The organism is Marisediminicola sp. UYEF4, from assembly GCF_040546025.1.
Classification (GTDB): domain Bacteria; phylum Actinomycetota; class Actinomycetes; order Actinomycetales; family Microbacteriaceae; genus Marisediminicola.
This window is the reverse complement of sequence record NZ_JBEPNA010000001.1, coordinates 395,172-408,781: the sequence shown is the minus strand read 5'-3', so window position 1 is coordinate 408,781 and position 13,610 is coordinate 395,172. Positions and strand designations below refer to the sequence as shown.

Sequence of the window (13,610 nt, the reverse complement as noted above, 5' to 3'; positions counted from 1 at the left end):
GTCAGGTGCGGCGCTCGTAGCGCAGGAAGAGCATGTCTCGCGCGGTGAGCACGTGCAGGAGCGCCATCTCGCGCGCCGTCGCGGCCTCGCCGTGCGCGATGCGGCCCGCGGGACCACCCTCGAGCACCGGGCTCATCGTCAGGCAGATCTCATCGACCCTGTCGGCCTCGATGAGCGCGCCGAACAGCTGCGGCCCTCCCTCGCAGAGCATCTGGGGCAGACCCCGCGCGGTGAGCTCCGCGACCAGGCGGTCCGGCTCCACCCGCTCCTCTCCGCAGACGAGGACGTCGGCGACGTCGGCGAGCGCCTCTCTCGCCGCGGTCGGAGATGCGGCCGAGGTGATGACGATCGGCCGCACGACGGCATCCGCGAAGAACGGATGCGACGGCGCGAAGTCGAGCCTCGACGTGACGAGCGCGACGGGCGGCTGGGCCGCGAGAGCGTGCGCGACCCGCCAGGCGGCATCTTCGTCGTCCACCCGCACGCCGCTGTAGCCCTCCGCCCGCACCGTTCCGGCACCGACGACGATGACGTCGCACAGCATCCGCAGGGTGTCGAACACGAGCTTGTCGTCGTCGTTGTTGAGGCCGCCGCTGACCCCGTCGCGAGTGACGGCCCCGTCGAGGCTCTGGATGAAGTTCACGCGCAGCCGCGGCATCGCGCGGTCGGCGACGCGGTAGCGCTCGATGAGCTCGTGCCGGTCGAGCATCAGGCGATGTTGTGGCGCAGATACACCGGCTCACGGAATCCGAGAATCCCCTCGGTCATTCGCACGGCGTCGACCGCGGCGCGCACGTTGTGCATGCGCACGATCCGGGCGCCCTGCAGGATGCACGCGACGGCGGCAGCGATCGACCCCTCGATGCGCGCGCCGCGGTCCCTCCCGATGGTCTCCCCGACGAAGTCCTTGTTCGACACCGCGACGAGGGTCGGCAGACCGAGCGCCGTGATCTCGGCCAGGCGACGGGTGATCTCGAGCGAATGCCGAGTGTTCTTGTTGAGGTCGTGGCCCGGGTCGACGATGATCCGCTCCGGCGGCACCCCGAACCCGGTGGCGAGCGCCACCCGCTCCTCCAGAAAGGCGAGCACCTCCGCGACGACGTCGCCGTACTGCGGCGCCGGGTAGGCGGTGCGCGGAGCCGCGAGGCTGTGCGTGATGACGAGCGTCGCCTCGCTGTCGGCGACCACCTCGGCCATGCGCGGGTCGCTCACGCCGGTGGTGTCGTTGATGACGTGGGCTCCCGCGCGGATGCCCGCGAGGGCGACTTCCGGATGGAACGTGTCGACGGAGATCACCACCCCCGTGCCGCTCAGCGCCTCGACGACGGGGACGATCCGGTCGATCTCCGCCGCGATCGGCACGGCGGGGCCAGGAGCGAATTTGACGCCGCCGATGTCGACCCAGTCGGCGCCCTCGGCGATCGCGGCCAGCGAGGCGGCGATGGCGGCGTCGAGCGCGAAAGTCGCGCCCCTGTCGTAGAACGAGTCCGGGGTGCGGTTGATGACGGCCATGACCGCCACCTCGCGGGAGAAGTCGAAGGCGCGGCCCCCGATGGTGCGCAGCGGCTGGCGGAGCTCTGGGAGCGTTATCCCGGAGGCTGGTGAGAGGTGCATGGGGCCATGCTCCCACTTCTCGGCGCGCCGCGAGACGCTGGCAGAACGCACACCGATCGTCCACAGAAATATCCCAGCTAACGCGCAGATACTACGTACATGAGCGATGGCCCCAGAATCCTGATCGTCGATGACGAACCCAACATCCGTGACCTACTGACCACCAGCCTCCGCTTCGCCGGCTTCGCTGTGCGGGCGGTCGGAAATGGCGCCCAAGCGATCTCGGCGGTGCTCGAGGAGGAACCCGACCTCATCATCCTCGACGTGATGCTGCCCGACATGAATGGCTTCGGCGTGACCAAACGCCTCCGTTCCTCCGGGTACACGTCGCCCATCCTGTTCCTCACCGCCAAGGACGACACCGAAGACAAGATCACCGGCCTCACCGTCGGAGGCGATGACTACGTCACCAAGCCGTTCAGCCTCGACGAGATCGTCGCGCGCATCAAGGCGATCCTGCGCCGCACGATGGCGGACGAGGAGGACGCCGTCATCCGCGCCGGTGAGCTGACGATGGACCAGGACACCCACGAGGTATCGATCGGCACGGAGCAGATCGAGCTCAGCCCCACCGAGTTCAAGCTGCTGCGCTACCTCATGCTCAACCCGAACCGGGTGCTGTCGAAGGCGCAGATTCTCGACCATGTCTGGGAGTACGACTTCAACGGCGACGCGGGAATTGTCGAGAGCTACATCTCCTATCTTCGCCGCAAGCTCGACCAGTTCTCGGCCGAGCCGGTCATCCAGACCAAACGGGGCTTCGGTTACATGCTGAAGGCAGCCAAGGTCTGACCCGGCAAAGGCTGACCCCCAGTTTCGTGGCCTAGCCTGACGTTCTATGTCCGATGCCCTGAGCGACCGGTGGAACTCGATTTCGCTGCGCACCAAGATCACCAGTGTGACCGTCCTGCTGGTCACTCTCGGCCTGCTTGTCGCGGGTGCCGGCACGATGACGGTGCTGCGCAACTACCTGCTCGAGGGTGTCGACAGCAAGATTGCCGAGACTGTCACCCAGCTGCGGGTCGATGCGCTGTTGATGACAGAGTGCGCGACCCAGGGTCCAAACGACTACTACGTTGCGATCGTCAACGACACCGGCCGGGTCGTGTGCCACAACGGCCAGGACGACCCGCCCATCCTCGCCGAGATGACGAGCGACGACATGAGCCGCGACGAGGTGCGCGCCTTCACCCTGTGGGATGACGACCGCAGCACCCAATGGCGCGCTGTCGCGGTGCCGCAGCGCAACGTGCAGACGAGCGAGTCAGTCGGACTCATCGTCGCTCTCAATCTCGACGAGACCAATAGCATCATCGCGCGATACGCCGGCATCTTCCTCGGCTTCGGGCTCTCGGTCGTGGTGCTCGGTGCCGCCCTGACGAGGCTGCTCGTGACGACAACATTCGCGCCGCTGCGTCAGGTCGAGGCCACCGCCGCGGCGATCGCCGACGGTAACTTCAGTGAGCGGCTGCCCGGCGCGACGCCGAACACCGAGGTCGGTCGCCTCAATGGCTCGCTCAACACGATGCTCGCGCGCATCGACCGGGCGTTCGGCGACCGCGCGAAGACCATCGAGCAGATGCGGCGGTTCGTCGGCGACGCGAGCCACGAGTTGCGCACCCCGCTCGTGTCGGTGCGTGGCTACGCGGAGCTGTACCGGATGGGCGCACTGACGACCCCCGACGAGGTCGCTCAGGCGATGGAGCGCATCGAGAAGGAGGCGATCCGAATGGGCGAGCTCGTTGAGGACCTGCTCGAGCTCGCGCGCATCGACGAGGCGAAGCCGCTTCAGATGAAACCCGTCGACCTCGTCCCGATCGCGTACGACGCTGCCCTCGACGCCATGGCCTCCTCCCCCGATCGCCCGATCAACGTCGTCTTCACCGAGCCGGAACTCGAACCGGAACCGCTGGGTGCCGCGGAAGCCGTAGAGGAGTCCGTCACAGCGAGCAGGACCGCCGCCGTACTCACGAGCCCGATCTCCTTCGCCGGGGCTCAACTCTCGCGCCTGCGCTCGCGACGCCCCCGTCAGGCGCCCGCCGAGGACGTCGTGCACACACCCGACCTGCAGCAGACTCTCGACACCCCGGCGATCGTGCTCGGGGAGGAGAACAAGATCCGCCAGGTAGTCACCAACCTGCTCGGCAACGCCCTGCGATTCACCAACCCCGGCAGCCCGATCGAGATCGGGGTGTCGGTCGACCCTGTCCGCCAGGTCGCCTTGCTCGACATCATCGATCACGGCGAGGGGATCCCCCCGCAGATCCGCGACAAGATCTTCCAGCGGTTCTGGCGCGCCGACACCTCGCGCACCCGGGAAACTGGCGGCAGCGGCCTCGGGCTCGCGATCGTCTCGGGCATCATCATCGCGCACAAGGGATCGGTCGACGTCTTCGAGACGGAGGGAGGCGGCGCCACCTTCCGGGTAGAGCTTCCTCTCCTCCCCGAGAACTAGACGCCACCGCCGCCCACAGCGCGCCCCTGACCGCGGCATTCCTCTTCCGCCACGCCTAGCGTGTGGACAGCCAGGCGGGCCCGCCCGGCGCCAACGAAGGAGGCGTGATGACCCGCTACCAGGTCGACAGCGAGGCAGTTTTCACAACGACGGGGGCAGTGCGCTCGTCGATGGGGAGGATCGAGGCAGAGGTGGGCGGGCTGCTCAGCCAGCTCGTGAACCTGCAGGCATCCTGGAGCGGCGAGGCCGCCACCGCGTTCCACGGCGTCGTCACCGAGTGGCGGGCGACGCAGCAGCACGTCGCCGAGGCGATGGACTCGATCAACAGCGCACTCGCGCAGGCGGGGCAGCAGTACGCCGATATCGAACAGTCGAACGCACGGCTCTTCCTGCGCTGACGCACTGGCCTCGGCAGTCGTCGCAGCGCCGTTAACGCACGAATGGGCGGCACCCGCGAGGGAACCGCCCATTCAGGTGCTCTGGACTTAGAAGTCCATGCCACCCGAGGGGTCGCCGGCCGGGGCCGGGTGACGCTCGGGCTTGTCGGCTACAACGGCCTCCGTGGTGAGGAACAGGCCCGCGATCGACGCTGCGTTGAGCAGCGCGGAGCGGGTGACCTTCACCGGGTCGTTGATTCCGGCAGCCAGCATGTCAACGTACTCGCCGGTCGCGGCGTTGAGGCCGTGTCCGGTGGGCAGGTTGCGCACGCGGTCGACCACGACGCCGGGCTCGAGGCCGGCGTTGAGGGCGATCTGCTTGAGCGGCGCGTCGATTGCGACACGAACGATGTTCGCACCGGTCGCCTCGTCGCCCGTGAGGCTCGTGACGGCTTCGCTCTCGAACGCGACCTTGCCGGCCTGGATGAGTGCGACGCCACCACCGGCGACGATGCCCTCTTCGACGGCGGCCTTCGCATTGCGAACGGCGTCCTCGATGCGGTGCTTGCGCTCCTTGAGCTCGACCTCGGTCGCGGCTCCGGCCTTGATGACTGCAACGCCGCCGGCCAGCTTGGCCAGGCGCTCCTGCAGCTTCTCGCGGTCGTAGTCGGAATCGGTGTTCTCGATCTCGGCGCGGATCTGCTTGACACGTCCGGCGATGGCGTCGACTTCGCCGGCTCCCTCGACGATCGTGGTCTCGTCCTTGGTGATGACGACCTTGCGGGCGCGTCCCAGCAGGTCGAGGGTCGCGTTCTCGAGCTTGAGGCCGACCTCCTCGGAGATGACCTGGCCACCGGTGAGGATGGCGATGTCCTGCAGCTGCGCCTTGCGACGATCTCCGAAGCCCGGGGCCTTGACGGCAACCGACTTGAAGATTCCGCGGATCTTGTTCACGACGAGGGTCGCGAGTGCTTCGCCGTCAACGTCCTCGGCGATGATGAGCAGCTGCTTGCCCGACTGGATGACCTTGTCGACGATCGGCAGCAGGTCCTTGATGTTCGAGATCTTGCCGTTGACGATGAGGATGTAGGCGTCTTCGAAGACGGCTTCCTGGCGCTCGGGGTCGGTCACGAAGTACGCCGACAGGTAACCCTTGTCGAAGCGCATGCCCTCGGTCAGCTCCAGCTCGGTGCCGAACGTGTTCGACTCCTCGACGGTGACGACGCCTTCCTTGCCGACCTTGTCGATCGCCTCCGCGATCAGTGCGCCGATCTCGGGGTCGCCGGCAGAGATGGACGCGGTGGCCGCGATCTCTTCCTTGGTCTCGATTTCCTTCGCGCCGGTGACGAGCGCCTCGATGACCGCGTTGACGGCCTTCTCGATGCCGCGCTTGAGGGTGATCGGGTCGGCGCCAGCGGCGACGTTACGGAGGCCTTCGCGAACGAGGGCCTGGGCAAGGACGACCGACGTGGTCGTTCCGTCTCCGGCGACGTCGTCCGTCTTCTTGGCTACCTCTTTGACCAGCTCGGCGCCGATCTTCTCGTACGGGTCGTCAAGTTCGATCTCCTTGGCGATGGAGACACCGTCGTTCGTGATGGTGGGTGCGCCCCACTTCTTCTCGAGCACGACGTTGCGGCCGCGTGGGCCGAGGGTCACCTTGACTGCGTCGGCGAGGATGTTGAGGCCGCGCTCGAGGCCGCGACGGGCCTCTTCGTTGAAAGCAATGATCTTTGCCATGTGTGTTTCTCGTCCCTCCGGGGCGTCGTAAAAGCTGCAACACGGTTGGCACTCCCGTGGAGGGAGTGCTAAACGATTCTGGCACTCTCCCCCGGAGAGTGCAAGTGAGCCCGGGGAGGGTCAGCCGACTGCGGGCGCGGGATGCTCGACCGACCCGGCCAACGGAATCAGCTCGATCCACGAGTTGCCGGGCGCGAGCTTGATCGCGACGCCGCTGTCGGCGACGAGCGCGATCGTGCCCGTCGCGGACTTCTTCGTCCAGGTGCCATGCACCGTGGCGCCCCCGGAGGAGACCCAGGCCTCGCCGGAGCCGATCAGCTCGGTCTTGGGGATGTCGAACGCCTCGGTGATGGGCACGCGCAGAACGACGACGTTGGTCGCCTTCAGCTGGGCGCCGTTCGCGTCGACATCCACGGCGCCCCGCTGGCTGCGGAGGAACGCGGAGGTCGACGCATCCCACGCCCAGGTGCCGAAGCTGTAGTCCGAGAACCGGTAGTTCACGGCGCCGGTGGGGGTGCCGATCCGCACGGCAGTCGACGACGGGAGGTCGACGGCGAAGCCGAACTGCCGGCGCGGAGCCGCCAGATCGGTGTGCTCGGCGAGCAGCTCCTTGGCCTTCACGTGCACGTTGTGCGGTGCGGGCTTCGCGCCGGAGCGGTAGAAGGTCGCCTGGGTGTCGGGCTGACCGTGGATGGCGTTGTACACGGGTGTCTGGCGCATGAGCGCGACAAACCGCTCCTGGCCGCCCGAGTAGGCGACGATCCCGCCGAGGGGCGAGATGATGTCGGGATCCATCGGCCGGATCGACCGCACCGGGCCCAGCACATCGGGGATGTCAGAGTGCCACACCCCGACGTAGCGGGTCATCCCGCCCTCGACCAGTTCCTCGAACACGAGGTCGGTGCGGTCGAGCGCGATTTGCGGACGCGCGAGGGGATGGTTGTCGATCTTGGCCGCGATCGAGGCGTGGTCGAGCGTGCCCTCCGGGACGATGAGCCCACGCAGCGGGGCGGTGTCCGTCGGCGGTGGTGTCTCGCGAGGCGCTGTGGCGCTCGGGCGAGGGCTGGGCCGCGCCCCTTGGGTCTTCGCCGGCTCGGGGTCGGCGGCGCAGCCCGCGAGCATGGCGACGCAGAGCACAACGGCGATGATCGCACCGTGGCCGGAGTTCCTGCGGAGCGGGCGCATGGCCATACCCCCGTCAGCCTGCGATTTCCAGGTAATCCGAGCCGAGCAGAACCGTGATCGGCGACTCCGGGTAGTCCGCGCTGAGCTGCGCCTCTCCGATGCCGAGGCTCGCGACGAGCGCTAGCGCTGCACCCTCGTTCGCAGGGTCGCCGTAGTAGACGACCGTGGCGGTGACGTCGTTCGATGCCGCGTTGTCACGGCTTCCGACGGCGGTGCTGTCGGCGCACGGCCCCTCGGCGACCGTGTCGGGGCCCGCCGCCCCGCACCATCCCTCGGCGACGAGCGTGTCGCCCGCCGACGCGGCGAGTCCGGCCGTGGAAGTTCCGTTGAGCACGGCGATCGAGACGGCGGGGTCGAGCAGGGGCTCGACCGGCGCGGCAGTCTCGGACGCCTCGGGCTCCGCAGGCTCTTCGCCCTCGCCTGTCGCAGGCGCGTCACCGGCTGGCGCCTCACTCGCCGTGAACGGGAGCTCGAGGTTGATCGAGTCGGTGAACGCCGCAAGCGCCACGACTCCGGCCAAGACGAGCACGCCGGTAGCGAGCGCGGCCCAGGCGAACCCGATCCAGCCGCGCCCCTGCCGGGCCGGGGCCCGGTGGGCGCCCACCCGCGTGAGGTCGTCCGGGATCTCGTCGAAGCGATCGGTGGGAGTTGCCTTGGCCATAGAGCACGTGGTCCTAGTCTTCGATTCGCCCGCGGCCGGCTGCCTGTCGGCCCGACTGGGCCCGGCTCCCGGTGTGGGTGGAGCGTTCGCTCGTTCGAGCGTCCCTGACCCGCTGCAGTCTCCTGACAAGCATCGGGTCGTGAACGATCGCGGCCGGGGAGTCGATCAGCGAGTTCAGCAATTGATAATACCGGGCCGCCGACACCCCGAACTCGCGGCGGATTGCTTCCTCTTTTGCGCCGCCGTGGCGCCACCACTCGTGCTCGAAACCGAGGATCGCTTCGTCCCGACCGCTCAGCGGTGCCGCGTCGACAGCATCCGGCACCTCGGCCGGCTCAGGCTGTGTTTCCACGCGCTACCTCTCGATTGCGGACCGGTCGGGCGCCCGGGGCCAGCATAGGGCGCGCCCGCTGATTACTCGTGCTCATCCGAGCCCGTGGCGGCCCGGTACATCATGACGTGCGGCAGCCCCGCCTCGACGTAGATCTCGCCGAACGCCTCGAAGCCGTAGCGCGCGTAGAGCGGAGCGATGTACTCCTGCGAGTGGAGCAGCATCGACTCGTGGCCGTGCCGTTCGATCACGCGGTCGATGAGCAGCCGCGCGAGTCCCTCGCCGCGACGGTCGGCACGCACGACCACGCGGCCGAAGAGCCTCCTCGCGTCGAGGTGGCTCGCTTCCCCGTCCACGATCACACGCAGGTAGGCGGCGATACCGCGCTCATCCGCGACCCACAGGTGTCTCGTCTCGGGTTCACTGTCGCGGTCGTCGAGCTCCTCCTCGTCGATCTTCTGCTCGAGAAAGAAGACATCCGTTCGGAGCTTCAGGAACGAATACAACTCGGAAGTCGTGAGTTCGCCCCACGACTTCTCTACTACGGAACAATCGGGCACGCAGCCGAGTTTAATGGGCGTACGGATCATTCTCGAAAGGCATAGGCAGATGACCACCCACGAAGGCAATTTTCCCCTCCAGAAGACCGAGGACGAGTGGCGCGCGGAACTCGACGCGACACGGTACTCCATCCTCCGTGAGGCCGCGACCGAGCGCCCGTGGTCTGGCGCGCTCCTCGATGAGAAGCGCGAGGGCGTCTACACCTGCGGCGCGTGCAACGCCGAGCTGTTCCCGAGCGGCACCAAGTTCGACTCCGGCTCGGGCTGGCCGAGCTTCTGGGAGGCTGTCAACCCCGACGCCGTGGGGCTCATCACCGACCGCAGCCTCGGCATGGTGCGCACCGAGGTCGTCTGCGGCACGTGCGGATCGCACCTCGGCCACCTGTTCGACGACGCGACGCAGACGCCGACCGGTGACCGCTACTGCATGAACTCGCTGTCGCTGAACTTCAAGGAAGAGACGAAGTAAGCACCCGGATGACTGCCCTGGATGCCGCGAGACGGCGACGCTCTCGTCCGCTCGTCACCGCAGCCGCCCCGAGCACGGATGAGCTGCTGCCCCTGATCGAGGGTGCGGCGAGCGTTGCCGACCACGGGGCGCTGCGACCCTGGCGGATCATCGAGCTGCGCGGCGACGCCCGCCGGCGGCTCGGCGACGCACTTGCGGCGGCCGGCGGTGCGACCGGGGCGGGGGCGGCAAAGATCGCGGCGAAGCCGCTGCGTGCGGAGCTGTTGCTCGCGATCGTCGCGTGCATACGCACGAGCCCCAAGGTCGCGGCTTGGGAGCAGGAGGCGACGGCAGCCGGCGTCGGCCACCTGCTCTCCCTCCTGCTCGACGAGGCCGGCTGGGGCGTCATGTGGCGCACCGGACCGCTCACCCGCAGCGAGGAGGTTCGCTGCGCCCACGATCTCGCCGACAATGAGCAGCTGCTCGGCTGGCTCTACGTCGGCGGCATACCCGACGAGCCGAACGAGGCCCCGAAGCCGCGCATCGATCCGCGGGAGTTCGTCAGCGCCCGGTGACGTCGGCGTGCGTCGACCGGCTGCCGCCCCGCCGGTCGGTCCCTGTGACTCAGCGCCGCCCGATCGGGCGCGACGGGATCGTCGCGATCCCGACCGCTACGAGCGTGAGCGCGGTGCCGAGCACGGTCGTCCAGGCGATCGGATGCCCCGCGACCGGGACGACAATATCGAGGGCGAGCGACGCGATCAGCTGGCCGGCGACCGCGCCAAGCCCGAGCAGCAGCACCCCCGTGTGCTTCACGACGATGATCGCCAACCCGATGAACAGGACGCCGATGAGCCCGCCCGAGTACAGCCAGGGGTTGGCGGGCCGCGACGACGGCCACTCGGCGAACGCGAGGTGCACGGCGCCGGCGAGCATGAGCACGAGAGTCCCCGCCACGAAGTTCATGAGGGTCGCGGTCATCGCAGAGCCGGCGACCACACGCACCTGCCCGTTCGCGGCCTGCTGCCATCCGAGGCCGATCCCGGCGAGCAGCGGCAGCAGTACCACCCAGAACTCCGTGTCGGCACGCAGCTGTGCCGACACCGCCCAGCCGACGGCGATCAGCGCGAGGATCGACCCGGCGAGACGCGTGACCGTGATCGCGGTTGGAGCCATGGTACCCAGTCCGAGTCGGTCGACGACGAGCCCAGAGGCTGTCTGCCCGCTCACGACCGCGATCGTGAACAGGGCCACGCCAAGCGCTGCGGCCGACAGACCCTGGGCGAGTACGAACGCGCCGCCAGCGACTCCCCCGCCGAGGTACCACCACGGGGTGGCGCCGGAGCGAACCGCCCCGATGAGGCGCCGTGCTCCCGTGCGGCCCGGCGGCCACACGGCGAGCACGATGAGCAGTATCAGCAGTCCCGAGCCGAACGAGATGATCGCGGTGAGATAGCCGTCTCCGAGACCCTCTGACAACTCGCTGTTGACGCGCGACTGGGTCGCGGTGAGCACCCCGACGAGCACGGCTCCCGCCACGAAAACGATGAGCGCCGGCGAGCGATCCGGCACGGACAGTCCCGCCACAGCGCCCCTCATTCCCCATCGCACTCGCCGCCGCGGCTCGCGGCGAACGGAATCCCAACCTACGGCCTCGTGGGTACGATGGAGTGCTGCACCGCGCGATGCTGCGTCCGCCCCCTTAGCTCAGTTGGCCAGAGCACCGCTCTTGTAAAGCGGGGGTCGTCGGTTCGAATCCGACAGGGGGCTCTTCAAAAAAATGGTGTTCAGGCCGTGCTTTTGTTGAAATTGATCTTGCCGCACGTCCCTGTTTCACGCCCGCGCCGGCCACTGAACCCATAGCCACCCCAACGCCCGCAGCTTCCACCTTTCCCCATCTTCCCTGACACGAGAATAGAAGTGGTTCAGGCTGCTGTGGGTGTGAGGGTGACGTCGTAGCCGAGGTCGCGGAGTTGTTTCAGGGCTCGGTTGGCGGTCCTTTCGGGGTTGAGTGTGGCGTGGTGGTTCGGGCCGAGGTCGAGGTAGGTTTCCCCGGTTTTGGCCATGTTCCAGACGGCGATGAGGATGGTGTGCTCGATCGCGACGACGGCCTTGATCGGCCCTCGGCGGGCGGCGATGCGCCGATATTTCGCGGCGAGGTGGCTGTCCTTCTTGCGTGACGCGCTCATCGCGGCGATGCCGAGGGCTGCTTTCAGGTGCCGGTTCCCGGGTCTGGTGCGGGTGGATTTGACTCGGCCGGCGGACTCGTTCGAGCCGGGACAGACCCCGGCCCAGGAGGCGAGGTGCCCGGCGGTGGGGAACACGCTCATGTCGGCGCCGGTCTCGGCGATGATGACGTCGGCGACGCGGGTGGAGACTCCGGGGATCGTGGTCAGGGCGTCGCGGAGGACACGAAAGGGTTCCATCACCACCTCGATGCGGGCGGTGAGCTCGTCGATCATCGCGGTGTGCTGGTCGAGTGCGGTCAGGTGCAGGCGGATCAGGAACGCGTGGTGGTCGCGGAACCAGCCGGTGAGGGCCTCGACCAGCTCCGGGGTCTTGGACCGCAGGCGCGCCTTGGCCATCCCGGCCAGGACCTGCGGGTCGCGTTCCCCGGCGACCAGCGCGTCGAGCATTGCCCGGCCGGAGACGCCGGTGAGGTCGCTGGCCACCGAGGACAGCTTGATCCCGGCATCCTCGAGGACCTTCTCGATTCGTTGGATCTCCCTCGCCCGCTCCCGCACGATCGTGGCCCGCATCCGGGTCAGATCGCGCAGCTCCCGGACCGGTTCCGGCGGCACGAACGAGGAACGCACCAGCCCGTGGGCGGCCAACTGCGCCAGCCAGGCCGCGTCGGAGACGTCGGTCTTCCGCCCCGGGAGATTCCTCACGTCGCGGGCATTGACTAGGGTCACCGGCAGCACCTCCTCGAGGAGGTAGTAGAACGGCTTCCAATAGTCCCCGGTCGCCTCCAGCACCACCGTGCTGACCCGGTTCGCGAGCAGATGCTCCCGCAACTCCAGGATCGCCGACGCGGTCGAGCCCCACGTCGTCACCTTCTGCTCGAACGTCCCGGAGCGTTTCCCGGGAACCCGAACACATACCTTCGCGTCACGCTTGGAGATATCGATCCCGGCGGCGCGTTCGTGAATCACGTCCATCGCTGGCCTCCTCGCCATCAACCCAACTGTTCAAGGTCGCCAGCCGCGGGAGGGGTTAGGGATATTCAGGAATCTGACACTCGTGCTCGAAGCAACAATCCACGGTTCCCGTGGGAAACCCCTCCTGCCACGCTGAATTACAAGCTCACAGCATCAAGGAAAACCCGGCATCACCACGGCAAGCAGCACCATCATCCGCCCACCGACCCCGCCGCGCCAGACCCGAAAACGCAAGCCGACAACAAATTCTCCCCACCCACGGCGCCGCGCAGCGGCTGCACCGCTGAATTGCGAAAGCAATTGAGCTGGCGGCGCCGCACGCCGCTCCCAGCGTGCTTGGAACGAACCCGCCGGCAAAGAGTGCAGCCTGAACAGCGGGATTGTCCGTTTGGCGAACCCTGCATGTCGGACCAGCCAGAAGCTCCACTGGCGCGACAAAGGAAGCGCCCGATCCAATCGCAGAGGGTAGTTTTTTATATCTACTTAGATATACTGAGCGTAAGGAGGTTCTGATGGCTGCGTCAACATTGCTACGTTCATCCCGCCTCACCAGCGGGATTAGCCAGGGTGATCTTGCGGCGCGCGCGAAGACAAGCCAACCGGAGATCTCGACGATCGAGAACGGCAAGCGAATCCCGACGGTTGATACGCTCGAGCGACTTCTTCGCCAGACTGGCCACCGAATCATCGCCGTCCCCGGTTCAGGAACGGATGCTGCCGAGACCGCGGATCGCATCGCATCCGCAAACTCGAAGGACGAAGCGCTGCGCGCCTTCCTCGACTACTCCGACAGTTTGGCTCGGGCGGTCGGTGTCGATCGGGTCGTCCTCGGCATCGCCGAACCCCACTCGACCGGCTCGCTCGCATGGGATGCAGCATTAGCCGCCCTCGTCGACTACTGGTTGAACAAGTCCAGACTCCCGAAGCCCGATTGGATCACGGCGGCATCCCGCACGCTGACTAACCCCCAGTCGCCTCAGCTCGGTGAATACGACCTCGCGCCCCAGCCGGTCGAGGTGCCCCGAGAGTTTCTCCGCAGAAATGTATTGCTGGAGCGATCGACCCTCGAAAGCGTCTGAGC

The 13,610-nt window shown here is 67.5% G+C and carries 16 protein-coding genes and 1 tRNA gene; 7 read left to right on the top strand and 10 right to left on the bottom strand.

Features of this window, described 5'->3' with window-relative positions; genetic code table 11:
- Window position 1: 1 nt before the first annotated feature.
- Window positions 2-709 (bottom strand): pyrimidine reductase family protein, encoded by a 708-nt coding sequence (locus tag ABIB15_RS02005; RefSeq protein ID WP_354474833.1) that lies wholly within the window; start codon window positions 707-709, stop codon window positions 2-4.
- Window positions 709-1,614: a dihydropteroate synthase gene (folP, locus tag ABIB15_RS02000; RefSeq protein WP_354474831.1), complete on the bottom strand. Its 906-nt coding sequence runs from the start codon at window positions 1,612-1,614 to the stop codon at window positions 709-711. The genes ABIB15_RS02005 and folP overlap by 1 nt, the downstream gene beginning before the upstream one ends.
- 99 nt (window positions 1,615-1,713) lie before the next feature.
- Here folP and ABIB15_RS01995 point away from each other — a divergent pair, with 99 nt between their 5' ends.
- The 3 genes from ABIB15_RS01995 to ABIB15_RS01985 all read left to right on the top strand — a co-directional run bounded on the left by ABIB15_RS01995 (window position 1,714) and on the right by ABIB15_RS01985 (window position 4,467).
- Window positions 1,714-2,406 (top strand): response regulator transcription factor, encoded by a 693-nt coding sequence (locus ABIB15_RS01995; protein WP_354474829.1) that lies wholly within the window; start codon window positions 1,714-1,716, stop codon window positions 2,404-2,406.
- A 46-nt stretch (window positions 2,407-2,452) separates the two neighbouring features.
- Entirely contained in the window at window positions 2,453-4,069 is a 1,617-nt protein-coding gene (locus tag ABIB15_RS01990; protein ID WP_354474827.1) for a sensor histidine kinase, read from the top strand.
- A 107-nt stretch (window positions 4,070-4,176) separates the two neighbouring features.
- Window positions 4,177-4,467 carry a WXG100 family type VII secretion target gene (locus ABIB15_RS01985; protein WP_354474825.1) on the top strand — a complete coding sequence of 97 codons (291 nt, stop codon included), beginning with the start codon at window positions 4,177-4,179 and terminating at the stop codon, window positions 4,465-4,467.
- An 87-nt stretch (window positions 4,468-4,554) separates the two neighbouring features.
- Here ABIB15_RS01985 and groL read toward each other — a convergent pair whose 3' ends face one another.
- The 5 genes from groL to ABIB15_RS01960 all read right to left on the bottom strand — a co-directional run bounded on the left by groL (window position 4,555) and on the right by ABIB15_RS01960 (window position 8,920).
- Window positions 4,555-6,183 (bottom strand): chaperonin GroEL, encoded by a 1,629-nt coding sequence (gene groL / locus ABIB15_RS01980; protein WP_354474823.1) that lies wholly within the window; start codon window positions 6,181-6,183, stop codon window positions 4,555-4,557.
- A gap of 120 nt (window positions 6,184-6,303) precedes the next feature.
- A complete protein-coding gene (locus ABIB15_RS01975; protein WP_354474822.1) occupies window positions 6,304-7,368 on the bottom strand; it encodes a DUF3048 domain-containing protein in 1,065 nt (354 codons plus the stop codon).
- 13 nt (window positions 7,369-7,381) lie between these two features.
- Entirely contained in the window at window positions 7,382-8,029 is a 648-nt protein-coding gene (locus ABIB15_RS01970) for a LytR C-terminal domain-containing protein (protein ID WP_354474821.1), read from the bottom strand.
- A 13-nt stretch (window positions 8,030-8,042) separates the two neighbouring features.
- Window positions 8,043-8,381, bottom strand: a complete 339-nt coding sequence (locus tag ABIB15_RS01965; protein WP_354474820.1) for a DUF3263 domain-containing protein — start codon at window positions 8,379-8,381, stop codon at window positions 8,043-8,045.
- Window positions 8,382-8,443: 62 nt separating this feature from the next.
- Window positions 8,444-8,920: a GNAT family N-acetyltransferase gene (locus ABIB15_RS01960; RefSeq protein WP_354474819.1), complete on the bottom strand. Its 477-nt coding sequence runs from the start codon at window positions 8,918-8,920 to the stop codon at window positions 8,444-8,446.
- A 49-nt stretch (window positions 8,921-8,969) separates the two neighbouring features.
- Here ABIB15_RS01960 and msrB point away from each other — a divergent pair, with 49 nt between their 5' ends.
- Together msrB and ABIB15_RS01950 are read left to right on the top strand one after the other, a co-directional pair.
- On the top strand, window positions 8,970-9,389 hold the full coding sequence (gene msrB / locus ABIB15_RS01955) for a peptide-methionine (R)-S-oxide reductase MsrB (RefSeq protein WP_354474817.1): 420 nt from the start codon (window positions 8,970-8,972) through the stop codon (window positions 9,387-9,389).
- 8 nt (window positions 9,390-9,397) lie between these two features.
- Window positions 9,398-9,943 carry a nitroreductase family protein gene (locus ABIB15_RS01950; RefSeq protein WP_354474815.1) on the top strand — a complete coding sequence of 182 codons (546 nt, stop codon included), beginning with the start codon at window positions 9,398-9,400 and terminating at the stop codon, window positions 9,941-9,943.
- Between the two features lie 49 nt (window positions 9,944-9,992).
- On the opposite strand, the gene ABIB15_RS01945 is transcribed toward ABIB15_RS01950, so the two are convergent.
- Window positions 9,993-10,955 carry a DMT family transporter gene (locus tag ABIB15_RS01945; protein ID WP_354474813.1) on the bottom strand — a complete coding sequence of 321 codons (963 nt, stop codon included), beginning with the start codon at window positions 10,953-10,955 and terminating at the stop codon, window positions 9,993-9,995.
- A gap of 109 nt (window positions 10,956-11,064) precedes the next feature.
- Here ABIB15_RS01945 and ABIB15_RS01940 point away from each other — a divergent pair.
- Window positions 11,065-11,138 (top strand) — tRNA-Thr (locus ABIB15_RS01940).
- Between the two features lie 155 nt (window positions 11,139-11,293).
- Here ABIB15_RS01940 and ABIB15_RS01935 read toward each other — a convergent pair.
- Complete coding sequence (locus tag ABIB15_RS01935) at window positions 11,294-12,529, bottom strand: IS110 family RNA-guided transposase (RefSeq protein WP_354474812.1); 1,236 nt, start codon at window positions 12,527-12,529, stop codon at window positions 11,294-11,296.
- A gap of 153 nt (window positions 12,530-12,682) precedes the next feature.
- Window positions 12,683-12,985: a hypothetical protein gene (locus ABIB15_RS01930; protein WP_354474810.1), complete on the bottom strand. Its 303-nt coding sequence runs from the start codon at window positions 12,983-12,985 to the stop codon at window positions 12,683-12,685.
- 56 nt (window positions 12,986-13,041) lie between these two features.
- On the opposite strand from ABIB15_RS01930, the gene ABIB15_RS01925 reads away from it, so the two are divergent.
- A complete protein-coding gene (locus tag ABIB15_RS01925; RefSeq protein WP_354474809.1) occupies window positions 13,042-13,608 on the top strand; it encodes a helix-turn-helix domain-containing protein in 567 nt (188 codons plus the stop codon).
- Window positions 13,609-13,610 lie beyond the last annotated feature (2 nt).

Excerpts from the sequence above, each read along its gene's own strand:
- ABIB15_RS01970 (WP_354474821.1), bottom strand. The coding sequence starts at position 8,029 with ATGGCCAAGGCAACTCCCACCGATCGCTTCGACGAGATCCCGGACGAC.
- folP (WP_354474831.1), bottom strand. The coding sequence starts at position 1,614 with ATGCACCTCTCACCAGCCTCCGGGATAACGCTCCCAGAGCTCCGCCAG.
- groL (WP_354474823.1), bottom strand. The coding sequence starts at position 6,183 with ATGGCAAAGATCATTGCTTTCAACGAAGAGGCCCGTCGCGGCCTCGAG.
- ABIB15_RS01950 (WP_354474815.1), top strand. The coding sequence starts at position 9,398 with ATGACTGCCCTGGATGCCGCGAGACGGCGACGCTCTCGTCCGCTCGTC.
- ABIB15_RS01975 (WP_354474822.1), bottom strand. The coding sequence starts at position 7,368 with ATGCGCCCGCTCCGCAGGAACTCCGGCCACGGTGCGATCATCGCCGTT.
- ABIB15_RS01925 (WP_354474809.1), top strand. The coding sequence starts at position 13,042 with ATGGCTGCGTCAACATTGCTACGTTCATCCCGCCTCACCAGCGGGATT.
- ABIB15_RS01995 (WP_354474829.1), top strand. The coding sequence starts at position 1,714 with ATGAGCGATGGCCCCAGAATCCTGATCGTCGATGACGAACCCAACATC.
- ABIB15_RS01935 (WP_354474812.1), bottom strand. The coding sequence starts at position 12,529 with ATGGACGTGATTCACGAACGCGCCGCCGGGATCGATATCTCCAAGCGT.
- ABIB15_RS02005 (WP_354474833.1), bottom strand. The coding sequence starts at position 709 with ATGCTCGACCGGCACGAGCTCATCGAGCGCTACCGCGTCGCCGACCGC.
- ABIB15_RS01985 (WP_354474825.1), top strand. The coding sequence starts at position 4,177 with ATGACCCGCTACCAGGTCGACAGCGAGGCAGTTTTCACAACGACGGGG.
- msrB (WP_354474817.1), top strand. The coding sequence starts at position 8,970 with ATGACCACCCACGAAGGCAATTTTCCCCTCCAGAAGACCGAGGACGAG.
- ABIB15_RS01990 (WP_354474827.1), top strand. The coding sequence starts at position 2,453 with ATGTCCGATGCCCTGAGCGACCGGTGGAACTCGATTTCGCTGCGCACC.